Source organism: Roseomonas sp. KE2513 (genome assembly GCF_016107305.1).
Taxonomy (GTDB): Bacteria; Pseudomonadota; Alphaproteobacteria; order Acetobacterales; family Acetobacteraceae; genus Roseomonas.
Genome location: NZ_RCVR01000017.1, coordinates 65,639 through 84,557 on the forward strand (window position 1 = coordinate 65,639; position 18,919 = coordinate 84,557).

General features: G+C 70.3%; 19 protein-coding genes. 15 read left to right on the forward strand and 4 right to left on the reverse strand.

From position 1 onward, the window contains the following. Window positions 1–135 precede the first annotated feature (135 nt). On the forward strand, window positions 136–1,410 hold the full coding sequence (locus D9599_RS17530; protein WP_198382571.1) for a TAXI family TRAP transporter solute-binding subunit: 1,275 nt from the start codon (window positions 136–138) through the stop codon (window positions 1,408–1,410). Window positions 1,411–1,418: 8 nt separating this feature from the next. On the opposite strand, the gene D9599_RS17535 is transcribed toward D9599_RS17530, so the two are convergent. Next, the gene (locus D9599_RS17535) at window positions 1,419–2,723 is read right to left on the reverse strand and encodes a DUF445 domain-containing protein (RefSeq protein WP_198382572.1); all 1,305 of its coding nucleotides are present in this window, start codon (window positions 2,721–2,723) and stop codon (window positions 1,419–1,421) included. Window positions 2,724–2,842: 119 nt separating this feature from the next. Here D9599_RS17535 and D9599_RS31965 point away from each other — a divergent pair, with 119 nt between their 5' ends. The 8 genes from D9599_RS31965 to D9599_RS17570 all read left to right on the forward strand — a co-directional run bounded on the left by D9599_RS31965 (window position 2,843) and on the right by D9599_RS17570 (window position 8,612). After that, complete coding sequence (locus D9599_RS31965; protein WP_255531598.1) at window positions 2,843–2,974, forward strand: hypothetical protein; 132 nt, start codon at window positions 2,843–2,845, stop codon at window positions 2,972–2,974. Further along, complete coding sequence (locus tag D9599_RS17540; protein ID WP_198382573.1) at window positions 2,971–3,702, forward strand: metal ABC transporter ATP-binding protein; 732 nt, start codon at window positions 2,971–2,973, stop codon at window positions 3,700–3,702. The genes D9599_RS31965 and D9599_RS17540 overlap by 4 nt, the downstream gene beginning before the upstream one ends. Window positions 3,703–3,709: 7 nt before the next feature. Continuing rightward, entirely contained in the window at window positions 3,710–4,591 is an 882-nt protein-coding gene (locus tag D9599_RS17545) for a metal ABC transporter permease (RefSeq protein WP_232480633.1), read from the forward strand. Window positions 4,592–4,659: 68 nt separating this feature from the next. Continuing rightward, window positions 4,660–4,884, forward strand: a complete 225-nt coding sequence (locus tag D9599_RS17550; RefSeq protein ID WP_198382574.1) for a hypothetical protein — start codon at window positions 4,660–4,662, stop codon at window positions 4,882–4,884. Window positions 4,885–5,049: 165 nt separating this feature from the next. Next, window positions 5,050–5,406 carry a RidA family protein gene (locus D9599_RS17555; protein WP_198382629.1) on the forward strand — a complete coding sequence of 119 codons (357 nt, stop codon included), beginning with the start codon at window positions 5,050–5,052 and terminating at the stop codon, window positions 5,404–5,406. Continuing rightward, window positions 5,403–6,332, forward strand: coding sequence for a potassium channel family protein (locus D9599_RS17560; RefSeq protein WP_198382575.1), 930 nt, complete (start codon window positions 5,403–5,405; stop codon window positions 6,330–6,332). The genes D9599_RS17555 and D9599_RS17560 overlap by 4 nt, the downstream gene beginning before the upstream one ends. 127 nt (window positions 6,333–6,459) lie before the next feature. Beyond that, complete coding sequence (locus tag D9599_RS17565) at window positions 6,460–7,458, forward strand: NAD(P)-dependent oxidoreductase (protein WP_198382576.1); 999 nt, start codon at window positions 6,460–6,462, stop codon at window positions 7,456–7,458. A gap of 11 nt (window positions 7,459–7,469) precedes the next feature. Beyond that, on the forward strand, window positions 7,470–8,612 hold the full coding sequence (locus D9599_RS17570) for a DegT/DnrJ/EryC1/StrS aminotransferase family protein (protein WP_198382577.1): 1,143 nt from the start codon (window positions 7,470–7,472) through the stop codon (window positions 8,610–8,612). On the opposite strand, the gene serB is transcribed toward D9599_RS17570, so the two are convergent. Beyond that, window positions 8,609–9,502, reverse strand: coding sequence for a phosphoserine phosphatase SerB (serB, locus tag D9599_RS17575; RefSeq protein WP_198382578.1), 894 nt, complete (start codon window positions 9,500–9,502; stop codon window positions 8,609–8,611). The two genes, D9599_RS17570 and serB, sit on opposite strands and share 4 nt — an antisense overlap. A 36-nt stretch (window positions 9,503–9,538) precedes the next feature. Between serB and miaA the strand changes: the two genes are divergently transcribed. The 5 genes from miaA to D9599_RS17600 all read left to right on the forward strand — a co-directional run bounded on the left by miaA (window position 9,539) and on the right by D9599_RS17600 (window position 15,792). Continuing rightward, on the forward strand, window positions 9,539–10,504 hold the full coding sequence (gene miaA / locus D9599_RS17580) for a tRNA (adenosine(37)-N6)-dimethylallyltransferase MiaA (protein WP_198382579.1): 966 nt from the start codon (window positions 9,539–9,541) through the stop codon (window positions 10,502–10,504). A gap of 59 nt (window positions 10,505–10,563) precedes the next feature. Then, the gene (locus D9599_RS17585) at window positions 10,564–12,357 is read left to right on the forward strand and encodes an acetolactate synthase 3 large subunit (protein WP_198382580.1); all 1,794 of its coding nucleotides are present in this window, start codon (window positions 10,564–10,566) and stop codon (window positions 12,355–12,357) included. A 2-nt stretch (window positions 12,358–12,359) separates the two neighbouring features. Continuing rightward, window positions 12,360–12,875 carry an acetolactate synthase small subunit gene (ilvN, locus tag D9599_RS17590; protein ID WP_043833632.1) on the forward strand — a complete coding sequence of 172 codons (516 nt, stop codon included), beginning with the start codon at window positions 12,360–12,362 and terminating at the stop codon, window positions 12,873–12,875. Between the two features lie 25 nt (window positions 12,876–12,900). Then, window positions 12,901–13,917, forward strand: coding sequence for a ketol-acid reductoisomerase (ilvC, locus tag D9599_RS17595; RefSeq protein WP_198382581.1), 1,017 nt, complete (start codon window positions 12,901–12,903; stop codon window positions 13,915–13,917). Window positions 13,918–14,205: 288 nt separating this feature from the next. After that, the gene (locus D9599_RS17600; protein WP_198382582.1) at window positions 14,206–15,792 is read left to right on the forward strand and encodes a 2-isopropylmalate synthase; all 1,587 of its coding nucleotides are present in this window, start codon (window positions 14,206–14,208) and stop codon (window positions 15,790–15,792) included. A 40-nt stretch (window positions 15,793–15,832) separates the two neighbouring features. Here the strand turns inward: D9599_RS17600 and D9599_RS17605 are convergent, their stop codons facing one another. Both D9599_RS17605 and D9599_RS17610 read right to left on the reverse strand, forming a co-directional pair. Continuing rightward, window positions 15,833–16,813, reverse strand: coding sequence for an amidohydrolase family protein (locus D9599_RS17605; protein WP_198382583.1), 981 nt, complete (start codon window positions 16,811–16,813; stop codon window positions 15,833–15,835). 271 nt (window positions 16,814–17,084) lie between these two features. Further along, complete coding sequence (locus D9599_RS17610) at window positions 17,085–17,324, reverse strand: hypothetical protein (protein ID WP_198382584.1); 240 nt, start codon at window positions 17,322–17,324, stop codon at window positions 17,085–17,087. 181 nt (window positions 17,325–17,505) lie between these two features. Here D9599_RS17610 and D9599_RS17615 point away from each other — a divergent pair, with 181 nt between their 5' ends. Beyond that, window positions 17,506–18,549, forward strand: a complete 1,044-nt coding sequence (locus tag D9599_RS17615; RefSeq protein WP_198382585.1) for a rod shape-determining protein — start codon at window positions 17,506–17,508, stop codon at window positions 18,547–18,549. Window positions 18,550–18,919 lie beyond the last annotated feature (370 nt).

Consider the following 18,919-nt stretch of genomic DNA (forward strand, 5'->3'; position numbering starts at 1 on the left):
GCGGCGAGGGCCCGTCCTCGGTGGATCGGGGACGCAACGTGGCGAAGGTGTCGCGGGTTTCCCGCAACTGTCCCGCCGCCGGCAACCGCGGCTGGGCATCCTCGTTGCGCCCCTATGTGGGAAGCGCTGAAAGCCTTGTTCCGTTCCTGGGGGCTGGTGGCGCTTGCCACGCTGCTCGGACTGCTGGTGGCTTGGCGCTTCGTTTCCCCGCCGCCGCCCGAGACCATCCGCTTCGCCATCACCGCCGAACCCGGCAGCGCCTATAACCGTGCGGTGGACCGCTATGCTGAGGAACTCGAGGCCGAGCGCTTCAAGGTGGAGCGGGTGCCCGCGCAGGGATCGGTCGAGAACCTCCGTCTCCTGCGGGAGGGACGGGTGGACCTCGCCCTCGTGCAGGGCGGCGTGCCGTCCTCCGTTGGGGCTGCCGGGCTGGCGACGCTCGGGCAGGTTTTCTACGAGCCGACCTGGGTGTTCGTCCGCTCCGCGCCGGAGGGAGGCAATCCGGTCGCGGCGCTGCGCGGCCGGAGGGTGGCGGTAGGGCCGGAGGGAAGCGGCACGCGGGTGCTGGCGCTGGCCCTGCTGGCGGCGAACGGCTTGCCGGCGGAGGCGGTCGAAGCGGTGCCGCTCGCGGGGATGGCCGCAGCGGAGGCGCTCCTCAGCGGCGACGTGCAGGCCGCGGTCCTGGTCGCCGCCGAGCCGAGCGCGGGGATCGAGCGCCTCGTCCGTGCACCGGGGATCACGCTGTTGAACTTCGCCAGCCGCGCTGCGGCCTACGAGGCCCAGCTACCTTACCTGTATCGGGTCGTGCTGCCCAACGCGGCGCTCAGTCTGGCCGAGGGGCTGCCGCGGGGTGACGTGACGCTGATGGCGCCGGCCGCCTCGCTGCTTGCGCGCGCCGACCTCAACCCGCAGGTGGCCGCGCTGATGATGCGGATCCTGCGCGACACCCATAAGAACCGCCCCCTCTTCGCCCCGGCGGGGCGCTTTCCGTCGGGCCTGGACCACGAGGTGCCGCTGCAGGCCGATGCCTCGCGCTTCTACGAGAAGGGCATCTCCTTTCTGCAGACTTACCTGCCGTTCTGGCTGGCGATCACGGTGGAGCGGCTCTGGGTGCTGCTGATCCCGCTCGTCACCTTGCTGCTGCCGCTCGCCCGCATCGCACCGCCCATCTACACGTGGCAGATCGAGCGCCAGCTCTGGAGCATCTACAGCCGCGTGCGGAAGGTGGACGAGGAGAGCGAGAAGGGCCTCTCCATCCGCACCGCTGCGCGGCTGGACGCTCTGGAGAAGGAGGCTGCCGCGCTGCAGCTGCCCGACAGCTACGCGGACCGCATCTACGAGCTGCGGCGTCACATCGCCTGGTTGCGGGAGCGGAAGACGGGAACCGTGCCCGCCGTGCCGCTAAGCTAACAGCCGTCCTAGAAGGAGACGCGCCCGAACAGCGCGTGCAGGATCGCGAAGAGCGCGCCGCCTGCGAGCGCCCCGACCACAGTGCCGTTGATCCGCACGTATTGCAGGTCGCGCCCCACGCGCAGCTCGATCTTGTCCACGACGGTCGCCGTGTCCCAACCCGCGACCACGTCGCCGATGAAGCCGGCGATCCGCCCCTGCGCCGCCGGCAGCACCGCGAGCAGGGCGGCCTCGATCCCACGGTCCAGCCGCGCCCGCGCCGCGCCGTCCTGCTCCAGCAGGTCGCCAAGATTCGTCAACAGACCTGCGATCAGGGACACCGTGCGGCCGGAGGGGCGGCCCGCATCCGCCTCCAGCGCGCCACGCAGCCGCGTCCAGGCATCGCCTAACCAAGCGGCGACGGCGGGGTGGGAAAGGGCGCCGCGCAGGGCTGCGGAGATCGCTTCCGCCCGGCCGGGATCGTTCTCCAGCCGGTCGATCTCCGCTTCGAGCCAGGCTTCGAAGGCGGCACGCAGCTCGCTGTCCTCCGGGTCCATCTTCTCCAGTTCCGCGTTCAGCGCGGACAGGACGCGCCGGGCCACGGCGGCGCCGGCCATCCAACCGACCAGCGCGCCCCCTTCCGCCCGCACGCGCTGGGCAATGGCGGCCTTCAGGCTCTCCTCCTTCGCCGCCATCAGGGCGCGCAACTGGGAGAGGGCGAGGTCGAACACCTCCTGGTGCCGCCCGCCTTGCATGAGCAGGCGAAGCGCCCGCGCGACCAGCCGGGCGGCGGCCGGGCCGGAAACCATGCGCGGCAGCAGCCGGAACAGGAGCCGCCGCGCCCGGCCGTCCTCCAGCGACCGCAGGATGCGGGGAAGGGCGGCCGCCACACCCTCGGCCATCGGGCGCACCGTCTCAGGGTCCGAGAGGAAGCGGCGCAGCAGGGCAGGGGCGTCGATCCGCCCAGCCACGCGCCGCACCTCCGCCTCGGTCAGCACATGGTTGGCGACGAAGCGGCCCAGACCCTGGCCCAGCCGTGCTTTCTCGCGCGGGATGATGGCGGTGTGCGGGATGGGAAGGCCCAGCGGGTGGCGGAACAGGGCAGTGACCGCGAACCAGTCCGCCAGCCCGCCCACCAGCCCGGCCTTGCCCGCTGCCTGGAGCAGCTCGGTCCCATAGCCCGGCGGCAGGGCGTAGGAGCCGAGCGTCACCCCGGCCATGCCCGCGAGGAGCCCGTTCGCGATCCTCCGCTGCCGGCCCAGGCGCGCCCGCAGGGCATCGTCGCCACGGTCCACCCGCGGGGGTTGGAGAAGAGAGGCATTGGGGGGCGTCATGTCCATCCTGGCGAAGAGTGGCGATCCGGCCACTGCATCTCCAGGGCTGCCGTTCCTTACCCGGGGACCGGCGGGCGTTGAACGCGGGGGAGGGGAGGCGTATGTTATGTCGTAACACCATGACCGATACCCGCCGCCTCCGCCTGGAAGACCCGCTCTCGCTCGCTGCCGGCGCCCTGCCGCGGCTGGGCTGGGGCGCTGCCGTTTCGGCCCTGCTCTGGGGTGCGGTCGCCTGGGCGCTCGCGGCGTGAGCGGGGCGATTCGCCTCCGCGACGTGACGCTCTCGCACGAGCGCCACCCTGCGGTTCACCATCTTTCCGGCGAGTTCGCCCCCGGCAGCCTCACGGCGGTGGTGGGCCCGAACGGCGCCGGCAAGACGACGCTTCTGCGGGCTATCGCGGGGCTCCACCCGCTGGACGAGGGACGGATCGAGTGGCCGGAGGGGCGCATTGCCCTCCTGCCGCAGATGTCGGCCCTCGACCGTTCCTTCCCGATTGCCTGCCTGGACGTGGCGCTGCTCGGCCACTGGTCCCGCACCGGCGCCTTCCGCGCCATCGGCGCATCGGAGCGCGCGCGGGCGGAAACGGCGCTGGAGGCGGTCGGGCTCGGGGGCTTCAGCCGCCGGCCAGTTGGCAGCCTCTCAGCAGGGCAGTTCCAGCGGCTGCTCTTCGCGCGGCTGCTGGTGCAGGACGCCCCCATCATCCTGTTGGACGAGCCCTTCAACGCCGTGGACGCGCGCACCGCGGCCGACCTGCTCCGCCTCGTGCGGGAATGGCACGGGCAGGGGCGTACCGTCATCGCGGTGCTGCACGACCTCGACCTCGTGCGGCGGGAATTCCCCGAAACCCTTCTTCTCGCCCGCGACCCCATCGCCTGGGGCGGCACGGAGGAGGCGCTGGGCGCCGCCAATCGGATGCGCGCCCGCATGATGGCCGAGGGCTGGGACGCCGCCGCCGTGCCCTGCGAGCGGGCCGCCTGATCCCCTGCTGTCCGGTTCCCTTCCCTACGACCTCCTGATCGCGCCCTTCGCCGAGTTCGGCTTCCTGCGGCGCGCGCTGGTCGGTTGCCTCGCGCTCTCGGTCGCGGCGCCCCCGCTCGGCGTCTTTCTCGTGTTGCGCCGGATGAGCCTGACGGCGGACGTGCTTGCCCACGGCATCCTGCCGGGCATCGCCGCAGGCTTCCTCGTCGCGGGCCTCTCGGTCACGGCCATGTCGCTCGGCGGGCTGGTGGCGGGGCTGGTGGTGGCGCTCGGCGCCGGGGCGCTCTCCCGCGCGACGGGCGGGCGGGAGGATTCGACCCTCGCTGCCCTCTACCTCGTGGCGCTCGCCCTCGGCGTGGTGATGATCTCGATGGGCGCGGGATCGGTGGAGCTGACCAACCTTCTCTTCGGCAGCGTCCTCGGCGTGGACGACCCGGCGCTGCTGATGATGGCCGGAGTGGCGACGCTGACCCTCCTCGCCCTCGCCCTCGCCTGGCGGCCGCTGGTGCTGGAGTGCTTCGACCCTTCCTTTGCCGCGGCCGAGCGCGCGGGCGGCGGGCTCTGGCACATGCTCTTCATGGGGCTGGTGGTGCTGAACGTGCTGGCGGCCTTCCAGGCGCTGGGCACGCTGATGGCAGTCGGGCTGATGATGCTGCCCGCCGTCGCCTCACGGCACTGGGCGCGCGGCGTGGGTGGCATGGCCTATGCGGCCTCCAGCATCGCCATCCTCTCCTCAGTCGCGGGGATCCTCGCCTCCTATCACCTGGACGTGCCCACCGGGCCGGCGGTGGTGCTGGCAGCCGGGCTGGCCTGGCTGGTCTCGGTCCTCGCAGGACCGGTCGAAGGGGTGCTCGCACGGGTGCTACGGCGCCGGCATCTCGCGGGCTGAGCGGGACGCCTGCCACGCGCCCGCGCCTGCCGCGTTTCTCTTCGATCCCCGCAAGGATGACGAAGGAGATGGACATGGCCTCGAAATGGGACGACCGGCTGCGCCAGGCGGCGGAGACCCGCGGCACGGTGACGATCACCTGCACCGAGGGTGAGAAGGACGATATCGCCGCGGCGGCCGAGGCGGTCGGCGCGCGCTACCGGCTGCACCCGCAACTCGACCGGGCGCCCGCCAACGGCATGCGCGTCGGCTTCCGCCACGTCGGCGGCGAGGGCGAGCCGCCGCTGAGCTGAGCGTGCCGCGGCCCGCTGGCGGCCGCACGGCGCGCCCGCGCCGGCAGCAGGCGCCTCGCCCCGCGAGGGTGCCCCGCCGATCCCTTCCCGCAGCCCCTTGCTGGCAGGCCCGGCCGGGCGGCACAACGGCCCCGCTAGGATAAGCGGCAGTGAGGACAGGACATGATGGCAATCCGGCGTCTGGCGGAGGAGGAGCGTCTGAGCGGCGCGACGGTGGCGGGCGGCTTCGTCTTCCTGGCCGGGCAGGTGGCCGACGACGCGACCCTCGACGCCGAGGGGCAGACCGCCGACATCCTCCGCCAGATCGACGCCCTGCTGGTCGAGGCGGGCACGGACAAGCGCGCGCTGCTCCAGGTGCAGATAATTCTGGCGGACATCAAGGACGCGCCCGCGATGAACCGGGCCTGGGATGCCTGGCTCGACCCTGGCGCAAAGCCCGCGCGGATGACGATCCAGGCGCCGCTGGTGAACCCGTCCTGGCGGGTGGAGATCACCGGCATCGCCCTGGCCCCCGCGGGATGAACCTGACCGGCCAGCACGCCTGGCTACGGCCGTTCCTCGCCACGATGGGTCTTGGCGGCCTCGTGGCCTTGGGGGTGGGGGATGACGGGATCTGGTTCCCCATCGTCGTGCTGGCGACGGCCGGCTTTGGCTTCGCGGTGCTCTTTCGCGTCTTTCCGAGGGGGCTCGACTTCGCGCTCGGGGCCGCAATCGGCTTCGCGACCTATGCCGCGCGCTTTGCGGTTATCGCGCGCACGGCTTTTCCTGAGGCGCCGGACGCGTTGGTGGGCCTCGCCTTCCTCCTTCCCATGGCGAGCTTCCTCCTTGCGGTGCTGGCGAGAGAGGCCTCGCTCCGCCGCATCGTCGAGGAGGGCGAGACGCCGGACGAGCGGCACTTGCGGCGCATCGGCCGCATCATCCTGCTGCTCGCCATCATCGCGACGGCGAGCCTCTCCTTCCCGTTCAACCGGCTGGCGCCGTTGTGGCAGGGGATCGTGATGCTGGGCGGTGCCGGCCTGATCGGCGCGCTGGCCGCCGGCACCGTGCGGGAACTCGTCCGCCTGATGGTGGACATGGCGCAGCTGATGGACGCGATGAGCGGGCGGGTGGTGGCGCTGGTAGTGCCGATCGCGGCCTATGCCGCGCTCTTCTCCCTCATCACCATCGTCTTCGCCTGCCTGTTCCGCATCGCGGACGGCCATTCGCAGATCGCCCTCTTCTCCGGCCCTGGCGGGCCGATGCGGCTGAATTTCCGCGACGCCCTGCACTTCAGCATCGTGACCATCTCCACCGTCGGCTACGGCGACATCTGGCCGGTGGACGACGGGGCGCGGCTGCTGGCGGCGGTGGAGGTGTTGGCGGGGCAGATCCTCCTTCTCTTCGGCTTCTATGAGATCACCCGCAGCCGCCTCTCCTCCGGAGACGGTCCGGGCGAGGGAGGGTCATGAGCCCGCCGTTCCGGCAAGGCACCCCCTGGACAGTGCCCGGCCGTCGCCGCAATTCGGTCCCTCTTCCGCCCCGGCCAACGGCCAGGATGGGCGATGCCGGGCAGCCGGCGCGGTGCAAGGGGCGGCGATGAGCGGGGTTTGGCACGGCAGGCGGGTTCTGGTCACGGGCGGAGCGGGCTTCCTCGGCTCCGCGCTCTGCCAGGCGCTGGGAGAGGCGGGGGCGGAGGTCGTGGCGCTCGACGCGCTCATGCCCGGCACCGGTGCCCGCCGGCGCAACCTCGACGGCAGCGGCGCGCGCCTAGTCGAAGGCGACCTGCGGGACATGGACCTGCACCCGCTGGCCGAGGGCGTTGATGTCCTCTTCAACATGGCAGGGCAGACGAGCCATGCGGGCAGCCAGGCCGATCCCTTCACGGACCTCGCGATAAACGGCCATGCCCAGCTAAGGCTGATCGCGGCGCTGCGCGAGGCGGCACCGCTGGCCCGCGTGGTGCACGCCTCCACCCGCCAGTTCTACGGCCGCCCGCGGAGCCTGCCCGTGGCCGAGGACCACCCGATCGTGCCGCCCGACGCCAACGGCGTGTCGAAATTCGCGGCGGAGCAGTACTGGCTGCTGGAGAACCGGGTGCATGGGCGGCCGGTGACGGCCCTGCGCCTGACGAATTGCTACGGGCCCCGGATGCGCGTGGTGGATGCCCGCCAGACCTTCCTTGGCATCTGGGTGCGCCGCGTGCTGGAAGGGCAGCCCTTCGAGGTCTGGGGCGGCGAGCAGCTGCGCGATTTCTCCTATGTCGATGACGTGGTGGCGGCCTTCCTTGCCGCCGCTCTCGCGCTTGAGACGCCCGGCGGCGCGGCGGGCCGGCCCTTCAATCTCGGCGGGGATGCCCCGGTGAGCCTCCAGTCCTTGGGCGACGCGATGGTGGCGGCAGCCGGGGAGGGGAGCTACCTCCTCAAGACCTTTCCGGCCGAGCGCGCGGCCATCGACATCGGCTCCTACCACGCCGACGATTCCGCCTTCCGGGCGTTGACCGGATGGGCCCCGCGCGTCGCGCTGGCCGAGGGGCTGCGCCGCACGGTGGACTGGTTCCGCCCCCGCCTTGCCGCCTACCTCGCCGACGAGATCTGAGGCCTGCCCCGATGAACGCACAGGATGTCACTGTTCCCCAGGCCGATCTCGGCGCCGCCTATCGGGCGCACAAGGAGGCGATCGACGCGGCCGTGGCGCGGGTGCTGGCCAGCGGCTGGTACATCCTCGGCCAGGAGGGCGCCGCCTTCGAGCGGGAATTCGCCGGCTGGCTCTCCGTCGGCGGGCCCGGCATGACGGCGGTGGGCTGTGCGAACGGCACGGATGCCATCGCCCTTGTTCTCCGCGGCCTCGGCATCGGGCCGGGCTGCACGGTCGCGACCGTCTCCCACACCGCGGTCGCCACGGTCGCCGCGATCGAGATGGTCGGTGCGACGCCGCTGCTGATCGACATCGATCCACGCACCTTCTGCATCGACGCGGCCGAGCTGCTGGAGGTCCTGCGCAGCCCGCCCCCCGGCCTGCCGCCGATCCGCGCCGTGATCCCCGTGCACATCTACGGCCATGCCTGCGACATGGACGCGATCGTGGGTCCCTGCCAGGCCGCAGGCATCGCCGTGGTGGAGGACGTGGCCCAGGCCCATGGCGGGCGCCTCCACGGCCGGATGCTCGGCACGATTGGGGATGCCGCGGCCTTTAGCCTCTATCCAACAAAGAACCTCGGCGCGTTGGGGGATGCCGGCATCACCGCAACGTCCGATGCCGCGCTGGCCACGCGCATGGGTGCCATCCGCCAGTACGGCTGGCACCGCCGCTACATATCGGACGAGCCCGGCGTGAACAGCCGGCTGGACGAGATGCAGGCCGCGATCCTACGCGTGCGCCTGCCGCTGCTCGACGCCGGCAACACCCGCCGCCGCGAGGTCGCCGCCGCCTATGACGCCGCCCTGACCGATGGCCCCTTTGCCGCCCCCTATCGCGCCGTGGGCGTGGAGCACGTGTTCCACCAATACGTGCTGCGCGTGCCGAACCGCGAGGCGGTGATGGAGCGCCTGCGGGTGCAGGGCGTGGCGACTGCCATCCACTACCCCGTGCCGGTGCACGAGCAGGCTGCCTACAAGGGCCGCACCGCCCTCGGCCCCGCCAGCTGCACCGAGACCGCCCGGGCGGCGGGGGAGGTGATGAGCCTGCCGATCTTCCCCGAGATCACCGACGCCCAGGTGGAGCGCGTCTGCGCCGCGCTGCGCTCGCTCTAGTCGGCCGCAATTCCCGCCGCCCGGTAGCCCTGGGCATAGAGCAGGGCGCGTAGGTCGTTGTGGTCCACCCGCGCCCGCGCCGCCGCGGCGACCACCGGCTTAGCGTGGTAGGCGATGCCGAGCCCCGCCGCGCCGATCATCGCGAGGTCGTTCGCGCCGTCCCCAACGGCGAGCGTCGCCGAGAGCGGCAGCCGCTTCTCCGCGGCCAGCGCGGTGAGGGTGGCGAGCTTCGCGTCCCGGTCGAAGACCGGCTCGGCGACCATCCCCGTCAGCGCCGCGCCGTCGTCGAGCAGCACGTTCGCGTGGTGGCTCAAGAAGCCGCAGAGCTCGGCCACCCTCCGCGTGAAGAAGGTGAAGCCACCGGACGCAAGGGCGCAGTGGGCGCCGTTCGCGACCATCGTGCGCACCAGCGCGCGGGCGCCGGGCATGAGATGCGTTCCCTTCCAGGTGGCTTCGAGAGCGTCCAGCCGAAGGCCCTTCAGCATGGCCACCCTTTCCCGCAGGGCAGTGGCGAAGTCGATCTCCCCGTTCATGCTGCGGCGCGTGATCTCCGCCACGCGCTCCTTCAGCCCGGCATAGGCGGCGAGCTCGTCGAGCGTTTCCGAGGTGACGATTGTGCTGTCCATGTCGGCGATGAGCAGCGCCTTGCGCCGACCCTCGACGGGCTGGGCAATGGCGTCCACGGGGGCCTCGCCGATCGCGGCGCGCACCGCGGCCACCGCCTGCTCGGGGTTGAGGCCCGTGAAGGGCAGGTCGGCGGCCTCCGCTTCAGCCAGCCAGTCCGGCGCGCCCGGATCGGCGCCAAGGGCGGCGATGGCCTCCCGCGCGCGGGCGGGAAGGGTGGGCGGGAGCTGCCCCGGGGGTGCGACGAGGGTGAGGACGTGCGACATGGGCGCGGTTCATGCCCGCGGAGGGAGATTGGAGCAATGAGCGCCGAGAACCCTCCGGCCCTTCTCCTCGCCGGCCCTACTGCCTCGGGCAAGTCGGCGCTGGCACTCCGCCTGGCCCGGCGGCTCGGCGGCGTGGTGATTAATGCCGACTCGATGCAGGTCTACCGGGAGCTGCGCGTACTGACGGCCCGCCCCTCGCCCGAGGAGGAGGCGCTGGTGCCGCACGCGCTCTACGGCGTGCACCCGGCGGCCAGCGCAGCCTCCGTGGCCTGGTGGCGCGAGGAGGCGCTAGGGACGATGGAGCAGGCGCGGGCGGAGGGCCGCCTGCCGATCCTCTGCGGCGGCACCGGCCTCTATTTCAGCGCCTTGACGAGGGGCCTCTCCTCCATGCCGACCATTCCCGATGAGGTGCGGGAGGAGGCGCGGGCGCTGCTGGAGCGGGAAGGGCCGCCGGCGATGCACGCCCGTCTCCTAGCCGAGGATCCGAGGAGCGCGGTCCGGTTGCGGCCTGGGGATAGCCAGCGTCTCGCCCGCGCCTGGGAGGTCCTGCGCGCGACAGGGCGGGGCATCGCCGAGTGGCAGGCCGAGGCGCCCTCCACCGGTCCCGCGCCCTATGCCTTTCGCGCTATCCGGCTGGATCCGCCGCGCGACATCCTACGCGCCGCGATCGCAGCCCGCTGGGAGGCGATGATCCGAGCAGGCGCGGTGGAGGAGGTACGGGCGCTGCTCGCCCAGAGGCTCAACCCTTCGCTGCCTGCGATGCGCGCCCACGGCGTACCGGAGATCTCCGCGATGCTTTCCGGTTGGCTGACGGCTGAGGAGGCGGGGCGGCGAGCCTGTCTCGCGATCGGCCAGTACACCAAGCGGCAGGCCACCTGGTTCCGCCATCATGAGCTTGCCCCGTGCTGGACGCATATCATCAATGCGCGAATCGAGCATGAGGCGCAATTTTCGGAAAGTCAGATCGACGAAATCTTATCATTAATGAAATTGCTGCATTGACGCGCTGCAGTACGCCCCGTAGATGACGCTTCCCGCGAGACTTCGCCGGAGGAGCCGCCATGTCCGCCACCCTGCCTGCCCAGATCGACCAGAGCACCCTCACGGGTGCCGAGATCGTCCTCCGCGCGCTGAAGGAGCAGGGCGTCGAAGTTATCTTCGGCTATCCCGGCGGCGCGGTACTGCCGATCTACGACGCGCTGTTCCAGCAGAACGCCATTCGCCACGTCCTGGTTCGCCACGAGCAGGCGGCGGTGCACGCGGCGGAGGGCTACGCCCGCTCCACCGGCAAGGTGGGCTGCGTGCTTGTCACCTCCGGCCCCGGTGCCACCAATGCCGTGACAGGACTGCTGGACGCGCTGATGGACTCCGTGCCGCTGGTCTGCCTGACAGGCCAGGTGCCCACGCACCTCATCGGCAACGATGCCTTCCAGGAGGCGGACACGACGGGCATCACGCGCCCGGCCACGAAGCACAACTACCTCGTGAAGCGGATCGGCGACCTCTCCCGCACCGTGCATGATGCCTTCTACGTCGCGCGCTCCGGCCGTCCGGGCCCTGTGGTGATCGACCTGCCGAAGGACATCCTGCTGGCGAAGGGCAACTACGAGGCGGCGCCGCGCGAGGAGCACCGTTCCTACCGCCCGCAGACGCGGCCGGACGGAGCGGCCATCGCGAAGGCCGTCGCGCTGCTCAAGGGCGCACGCCGCCCGGTGGTCTATGCCGGCGGCGGCATCGTCAACGCGGGGCCCGAGGCAAGCGAGTTGCTGACGAAGTTCGTGCGAATGGCGAACATGCCCTGCACGAACACGCTGATGGGCCTTGGCGTCTTCCCGGCCAGCGACCCGCGCTTCATCGGCATGCTCGGCATGCACGGCACCGTCGAGGCGAACCTCGCGATGCACGGCTGCGACGTCATGTTCAACATCGGCGCCCGCTTCGATGACCGCGTGACGGGGCGGCTGAACGCCTTCTCGCCGGAATCGAAGAAGATCCACGCAGACATCGATCCGTCCAACATCAACAAGAACGTCAAGGTGGACGTGCCCATCGTGGGCGATGCCGGTGCCGTGCTGAGCGCGCTCATCGAGGCCTGGGAGGCCGACAGCGCCGAGCAGGACCGCGAGGCGGTCGCCGCCTGGTGGCGCGAGATCGACAGCTGGCGCGCCCGCGACTGCCTGCGCTACGAGCAGTCGGGCTCGATCATCAAGCCGCAGCACGCCGTGAAGCGCCTGTATGAGATCACGCGGGAGATGGGGCGCGACACCTTCATCACCACCGAGGTCGGCCAGCACCAGATGTGGGCCGCGCAGTATTTCGGCTTCGAGAAGCCGAACCGCTGGATGACCTCGGGCGGGCTGGGCACGATGGGCTACGGCCTTCCCGCCGCCGCCGGCGTGCAGATCGCCCACCCCGACGCGCTGGTGATCGACATTGCCGGTGAGGCGAGCATCCTGATGAACATCCAGGAGATGGGGACGCTCGCGCAGTACCGCCTGCCGGTGAAGGTCTTCATCCTCAACAACGAGTACATGGGCATGGTGCGCCAGTGGCAGGAACTGCTGCACGGGTCGCGCTATTCCGAGAGCTACTCGGCCTCGCTGCCCGATTTCGTGAAGCTCGCCGAGAGCTTCCACGCCCGCGGGCTCCGCGCGACGGATGCGAGCCAGCTCGACGACGTGATCCGCGAGATGATCGCGCATCCCGGCCCGGTCATCGCCGACATCTGCGTGGACCAGAAGGAAAACGTCTTCCCGATGATCCCCTCGGGCGCGGCGCATAACGAGATGATCCTCGGCGCGGGGCAGACGGGTGGCGTCGCCGGCGTCACCGACGAGGGCAAGGTGCTGGTCTGAGCATGTCCGACACGACACAGCGCACGGCGACGATCGCCGTGCTGGTGGAGAACGAGGCCGGCGTGCTCGCGCGCGTCATCGGCCTCTTCTCCGGCCGCGGCTACAACATCGAGAGCCTGACCGTGGCGCCGGTTGATGCGGAACGCCGCCTCTCGCGCATCACCGTCGTCACCACCGGCACCGACATGATCATCGAGCAGATCAAGGCGCAGCTCGACCGCCTCGTGCCCGTCCACACCGTTTCCGACCTCTCGCTGGAAGGCCCACACCTCACGCGCGAACTCGCGCTCATCAAGGTGATCGGCCGCGGCGACGCCCGCATGGAGGCGCTGCGCCTCGGCGACGCCTTCCGCGCCCGCGTGGTCGATGCGAGCCACGAGAGCGCCACCTTCGAGATGACCGGCACGGCCGAAAAGATCGACGCCTTCGTGGCGCTGATGCGGCCGCTGGGGCTGGCGGAGGTGTCCCGCACGGGCGCCGTCGCCATCGCGCGGGGTCCGCGCAGCCTCGCGGCCTGACGATATCCGACCACAAGGAGTGACTATGCGCGTTTACTACGACCGCGACGCGGACGTGAACCTGATCAAGGCCCGCAAGGTCGCGGTCATTGGGTTCGGCAGCCAGGGCCATGCCCACGCGATGAACATGCGCGATTCCGGCGTGAAGGATGTCGTCATCGGCCTCCGCCCCGGCGCCTCCGCGAAGAAGGCCGAGGCCGCGGGCTTCACCGTCATGTCCCCGGCCGATGCCGCGAAGTGGGCCGACGTCGTCATGGTCCTGACCCCCGACGAGGGGCAGGGCGACCTCTACCGCGAGCACCTGCACGCGAACCTGAAGGAGGGCGCGGCCCTTGCCTTCGCGCACGGCCTGAACGTGCACTTCAACCTGCTCGACCCGCGCCCCGACATCGACGTGTTCATGATCGCGCCGAAGGGCCCCGGCCACACGGTGCGCGGCGAGTACCAGAAGGGTGGCGGCGTCCCCTGCCTCGTGGCCGTTCACCAGAACCCGAGCGGCAACGCGCTCGAGATCGCGCTCTCCTACGCCTCCGCCATCGGTGGCGGCCGCTCGGGCGTCATCGAGACGACCTTCAAGGAGGAGTGCGAGACGGATCTGTTTGGTGAGCAGGCGGTTCTCTGCGGCGGCCTCGTGGAGCTGATCAAGGCGGGCTTCGAGACGCTGACCGAAGCCGGCTACGCCCCCGAGATGGCCTATTTCGAGTGCCTGCACGAGGTGAAGCTGATCGTCGACCTCATCTACGAGGGCGGCATCGCGAACATGAACTACTCCATTTCCAACACCGCCGAGTACGGCGAGTACGTCACCGGCCCGCGCATCGTGACCGCCGAGACGAAGGCCGAGATGAAGCGCGTGTTGGACGACATCCAGTCTGGCAAGTTCGCCCGCGACTGGATGCTCGAGAACAAGGTCAACCAGGCGAGCTTCAAGGCCACCCGCCGCCGCCTGGCCGAGCACCCGATCGAGCAGGTGGGCGAGCGCCTGCGCGGCATGATGCCCTGGATCAAGAAGAACCAGCTCGTCGACCAGACCAAGAACTGAGGCCCCCGCCCCCTCCCGTTACCGGGAGGGGGCACCCTTTCAAGCTTGCTTCAGCCGTCCTTGGAAGTTACCATCCCACTCATGCAGGCGAGCCACGCCCGTTTCGCGCCCACCCGCACCGGCCTCCTGGCCGCTGCCGCCGCGCGTCCGGCCCTCGCCCTCCTTCCGCTTCTCCTTCGACTTCCTCGCCCCTGGGCGTGACGCGCGGCTGAAGGCCCGCATCGCTCAGGGGGAACCCCGGGCGACGCGCCCGCATGTCATTCCATCGAGAGATCAGAGGAGCGGCCCATGTCCGCGAACCATCCCAGCTTCGGCAACATCGCCGACGACCGCGTCATCATCTTCGACACCACGCTGCGCGACGGCGAGCAGTCCCCCGGCTTCTCCATGAACCTGGAGGAGAAGCTGCGCATGGCGGAAAGCCTGGCGGAACTTGGCGCCGACGTGCTGGAGGCCGGCTTCCCTATCGCCAGCCCCGGCGACTTTGACAGCGTCCACTCCATCGCTACCCGCTTCGCCAAGGACGGCCCGGTAATCTGCGGCCTCTCGCGCTCGGCCGATGGCGATATCCTGCGTGCCGCCGAGGCCATAAAGCCCGCCGCCCGTGGCCGCATCCACACTTTCATCTCCACCTCCGAGTTGCACATGCGCGTGAAGCTCCGCATGTCCAACGAGGAGGTGCTGGCCGCGGTGGTGCGCAGCGTCACGCTGGCCCGCAACCACACGGATGACGTGGAGTGGTCCGCGGAGGACGGCAGCCGCACGGATCCGGAGTTCCTTTGCCGCTGCGTGGAAGCCGCCATCAAGGCCGGCGCGACCACCATCAACGTGCCGGACACGGTCGGCTACGCCCTGCCCGAGGATATGACGCGCATCTTCTCCATGCTGCGCGAGCGCGTGCCGGGTGCGGATGGCGTGATCTTCTCCACCCACAACCACGACGACCTGGGGCTTGCCGTCGCTAACACGCTCGCCGCCATCCAGGCCGGCGCACGGCAGGTGGAGTGCACGATCAACGGTATTGGTGAGCGCGCGGGCAACGCCTCTCTCGAGGAGGTTGCGATGGCGCTCCGTACGCGCGGCAACGCGATCGCGCGGCGCACCGGCATCAACACGCCGAACATCCTGCGCACCTCCCGGCTGCTGGCAACCATCACCGGCTTCGACGTTCAGCCGAATAAGGCCATCGTCGGCCGGAATGCCTTCGCGCATGAATCGGGCATCCACCAGGATGGCGTGCTGAAGGACGCCTCCACCTACGAAATCATGACGCCGGAGAGCGTGGGCTGGACCACCAACTCCCTCGTCCTCGGCAAGCATTCCGGCCGTGCCGCCTTTCGCGACAAGCTGAAGGCCCTGGGCTACGAGCTCGGCGACAATGCGCTGAACGACGCCTTCCGCCGCTTCAAGGAACTCGCGGACCGTAAGAAGGCGGTTTACGACGAGGACGTCTCGGCCCTGGTCGATGACGAGGTGGTCCGCCAGAACGACCGCGTGAAGCTGACGGCGCTGACCGTCACCTCCGGCCTGAACACCCGCCCCATGGCCACGCTGAAGCTTGAGATCGACGGCGAGGAGATCGAGGGCACGGCGGTGGGCGACGGCGCGGTGGACGCCACCTTCAACGCCATCCGCTCGGCCTATCCGCACGAGGTCGCGCTGAAGCTCTACGCCGTGCAATCCGTCACCGGCGGCACCGACGCCCAGGCGCGCGTCACCGTGCGCTTTGAGGAGAAGGGCAAGCTCGTGGACGGGCAGGGGGCGGATACCGATACGATCGTCGCTTCCGCCCGCGCCTATGTCCACGCGCTGAACAAGTTGCTCGTGAAGCGCGAGCGCACCGCGCCCGCGGAAATGACCGTGCCTGCCGCTTGAACCAGTCGCGGTCGCGCCATGCGGCGCGGCCGCCCGGCCCTCAAACCTTCAGCCGGGGAATCAGCGCCTCGGCATTGCCGCACTCGATGGCGCGCATCGTCGCCGCGTCCAGCCCGCATCCCGCCAGCCCCTGAATCTGCTCGGGGCTCGTGCGATAAGGGAAGTCCGTCCCCAGCACGATCTGGCTCGTCGGTACCACCTGCCGTAGCGCCCCCAGCGCGACCGGGTTCGCGGCCTGCGCCGTGTCATAGAGGAAGTGGCCCAGCGCCGGCCGCACTGCGCCGCCGAACAGCTTCGCCGACTGCGCCGGCGGGCGGGCCTGGAAGTCCAGCCGCTCGATCAGGAAGGGCAAGGTTCCGCCCGCGTGCGAGAAGATGAAGCGGATCTCCGGGTATTTAGCCGCCGTGCCCGAGAACATCAGGCTCGCGATGGTGCGGCTGGTATCCGTGCCGAACTCCACCACCGTGTCCGCGATCTGCGGCACCACATTCGTGCAGCACTGCGGCGAGAGCGGGTGGGTGGCGACGATCGCCTTGCGGCGGTTCAGCTCCTCGTAGAGCGGGTGCAGCTTCTCGTCGCCGAGCCAGGTGTTGCCGTAGCTGGTGAAGAGCAGCAGCCCGTCCGCCTTCAGCGTGTCAAGCGCGTACACCGCTTCCGCCAGCGCGCCATCGACGTCGGGCAGCGGCACGGCGGCGAAGGAGCCGAAGCGGCCTGGGTGGCGCTGGGCCATCTCCGCCGCGTACTCATTGCATACACGCGCCAGACGGCGCCGCTCCTCGCCCTCTGCAAAGCCGAGGCCGGGGGTGCTGACCGAGAGCATGGCCACGTCGATCCCGGCGGCGTCCATGTCGGCCACGGTCTTCTCGGGTGTCCAGTCCCGGGCAGGCGGCGACATCTCCACGCGGCGCAGCGCGGCGTCCTTGTAGATCGGCGGCGTCAGGTGGTGATGCACGTCGATGCGGCGGGGCCGGGGAGCGGCCACCTGGGCGAATGCCGGTGCCGCAATGAGGCCCGAGCTCAAGGCTGCGCCCAGTGCAGCCACGCCGCGCAACAGCCCGCGCCGTCCGGTTCCGCAGCCGCATGCCGGCGCGTGCGCCACCGGTTCGCAGGTGAATATAGCCATTTCTTCGTTTCCCACCCTTGGCGCGCCGCGTGAGGGGCGTCGCCTGACGGATGGAAAACCCCGTTCCCGGCCCATGCAAGCTCAATCGTTTGCAACGACGGCGGGAAAGAAAGCGAGGCGCCTCCGAAAAGGCGCCCCGCTCAACGCGTGTCTGGGAAGCAGGTCCGGATCAGCGCCAGGCGGGGCGCCCGAGATTCACGTCGTTGCCGCTGGTCAGCGCGCCGCCGGCCGCACCGGCCGCGCCGCCGATCAGCGCGCCCGCACCGGCATTGCCGGAGAGGGAGCCGATGACGCCGCCGGCGCCGGCGCCGAGCAGGCCGCCCGAAACCGCGCGGTCGCCGGTGCTGTAGCCGCAGGCGCCAAGACTCAAACCGGCGAGGGCGAGAAGGGCGAGGCTGGTCTTCCTCATGGGCTTGTTCCTTGCGTTGTTGATCGCTGGCTTAGGAACGTCTGCCCGAGCGTACGGTTTCCGTAACGTCATCTTCCCGCCTCGGCTGGCGGTTCGGACTTGAGCGCGTCCCCCCTTGCCGCTAGTCACCGCCACGCCCGGCGCGCCGGGCTCGTCCCGTTCATGCCGAGGCCCGACGCCCATGCTCTCAAGCCTGTTCGGCTTCCTCTCGGCCGACATGGCCATCGACCTCGGTACGGCCAACACGCTGGTCTACGTGAAGGGCCAGGGCATCGTTCTGAACGAACCTTCGGTCGTCGCCATCGCCGACCTTCGCGGCCGCAAGCAGGTCCTCGCGGTGGGGGAGGAGGCGAAGATCATGCTCGGCCGCACGCCCGGGAACATCTCGGCCATCCGGCCCCTGCGGGACGGCGTGATCGCCGATTTCGAAGTGGCGGAGGAGATGATCAAGCATTTCATCCGCAAGGTGCACAACCGCCGCTCCTTTGCCTCGCCGCTGATCATCGTCTGCGTCCCCTCCGGCTCCACCGCCGTCGAGCGGCGCGCCATCCAGGAGAGCGCCGAGTCGGCCGGCGCGCGGAAGGTCCTGCTGATCGAGGAGCCCATGGCGGCTGCTATCGGTGCCGGCCTGCCGGTGACGGAGCCCTCCGGCTCCATGATCGTGGATATTGGCGGCGGCACGACGGAGGTGGCCGTCATCTCCCTCGGTGGCATCGTCTACGCCCGCAGCGTGCGCGTTGGCGGGGACAAGATGGACGAGGCGATCATCTCCTATGTCCGCCGCGGATTTAACCTCCTCATCGGCGAGAGCACGGCCGAGCGGATAAAAATGGAGGTCGGCGCTGCCACCGCCCCGGAGGACGGGGAGGAGGGGCCGATCTGCGAGGTGAAGGGCCGCGACCTCGTGAACGGCGTTCCGCGCGAGGTCTATGTCTCCCGTCGCCAGATCTCCGAATGCCTGGCGGAGCCCGTCTCGCAGATCGTGGAGGCGGTGAAGGTCGCGCTTGAGAACACGCCGCCGGAGCTCGCGGCGGACATCGTGGACAAGGGCATCGTCCTCACCGGCGGCGGCGCCCTGCTGCACGGCTTGGACGCGGCGCTGCGGGAGCAGACCGGCCTGCCCGTGATCGTGGCGGAGGAGGCGCTCTCCTGCGTGGCGCTTGGAACGGGCCGGGCTCTTGAGGAGATGAAGCGGCTTCGCCACGTCCTGTCCTCGATGTATTAATGCATCACTCGTGATGGAGCGGAGCCGCAGTGAACTGGGCCCTGCTGATTCCTGATCCTGCGGCGTTAAGGAGTTGCGGCGTCTTCATCCCGGCCCGGATGAACTGAAGCCGAGGCGGACGAGGACGATCCGGCTGAGCGCCCCCCGCGCCAGGCCCTCGCCCGCTTCTCCGTTCCCGTGCTCATCGCCGCCGCCTTCGGCATCATGCTCATCGGCAAGGCCGACACCACCCTCGTGGAGAGGGGCCGCATGGCCGTGGCCGACCTGCTGGCACCGATCTAAGCCGCCGCGTCCTACCCGGTTTCGGCGGTCCTTTCCGTCCTGCTAGAGGCCTAGGGCCTGCTCGACCTCCGCCGCTAGGCCACGCGCC

Coding starts and splice junctions, on each gene's coding strand:
- D9599_RS17535 (WP_198382572.1), bottom strand. CDS start 2,723: ATGACGCCCCCCAATGCCTCTCTTCTCCAACCCCCGCGGGTGGACCGT.
- D9599_RS31965 (WP_255531598.1), top strand. CDS start 2,843: ATGACCGATACCCGCCGCCTCCGCCTGGAAGACCCGCTCTCGCTCGCT.
- D9599_RS17560 (WP_198382575.1), top strand. CDS start 5,403: ATGAACCTGACCGGCCAGCACGCCTGGCTACGGCCGTTCCTCGCCACG.
- D9599_RS17600 (WP_198382582.1), top strand. CDS start 14,206: ATGTCCGCGAACCATCCCAGCTTCGGCAACATCGCCGACGACCGCGTC.
- D9599_RS17570 (WP_198382577.1), top strand. CDS start 7,470: ATGAACGCACAGGATGTCACTGTTCCCCAGGCCGATCTCGGCGCCGCC.
- D9599_RS17585 (WP_198382580.1), top strand. CDS start 10,564: ATGTCCGCCACCCTGCCTGCCCAGATCGACCAGAGCACCCTCACGGGT.
- miaA (WP_198382579.1), top strand. CDS start 9,539: ATGAGCGCCGAGAACCCTCCGGCCCTTCTCCTCGCCGGCCCTACTGCC.
- serB (WP_198382578.1), bottom strand. CDS start 9,502: ATGTCGCACGTCCTCACCCTCGTCGCACCCCCGGGGCAGCTCCCGCCC.
- D9599_RS17550 (WP_198382574.1), top strand. CDS start 4,660: ATGGACATGGCCTCGAAATGGGACGACCGGCTGCGCCAGGCGGCGGAG.
- D9599_RS17615 (WP_198382585.1), top strand. CDS start 17,506: ATGCTCTCAAGCCTGTTCGGCTTCCTCTCGGCCGACATGGCCATCGAC.
- D9599_RS17565 (WP_198382576.1), top strand. CDS start 6,460: ATGAGCGGGGTTTGGCACGGCAGGCGGGTTCTGGTCACGGGCGGAGCG.
- ilvN (WP_043833632.1), top strand. CDS start 12,360: ATGTCCGACACGACACAGCGCACGGCGACGATCGCCGTGCTGGTGGAG.
- ilvC (WP_198382581.1), top strand. CDS start 12,901: ATGCGCGTTTACTACGACCGCGACGCGGACGTGAACCTGATCAAGGCC.
- D9599_RS17610 (WP_198382584.1), bottom strand. CDS start 17,324: ATGAGGAAGACCAGCCTCGCCCTTCTCGCCCTCGCCGGTTTGAGTCTT.
- D9599_RS17555 (WP_198382629.1), top strand. CDS start 5,050: ATGGCAATCCGGCGTCTGGCGGAGGAGGAGCGTCTGAGCGGCGCGACG.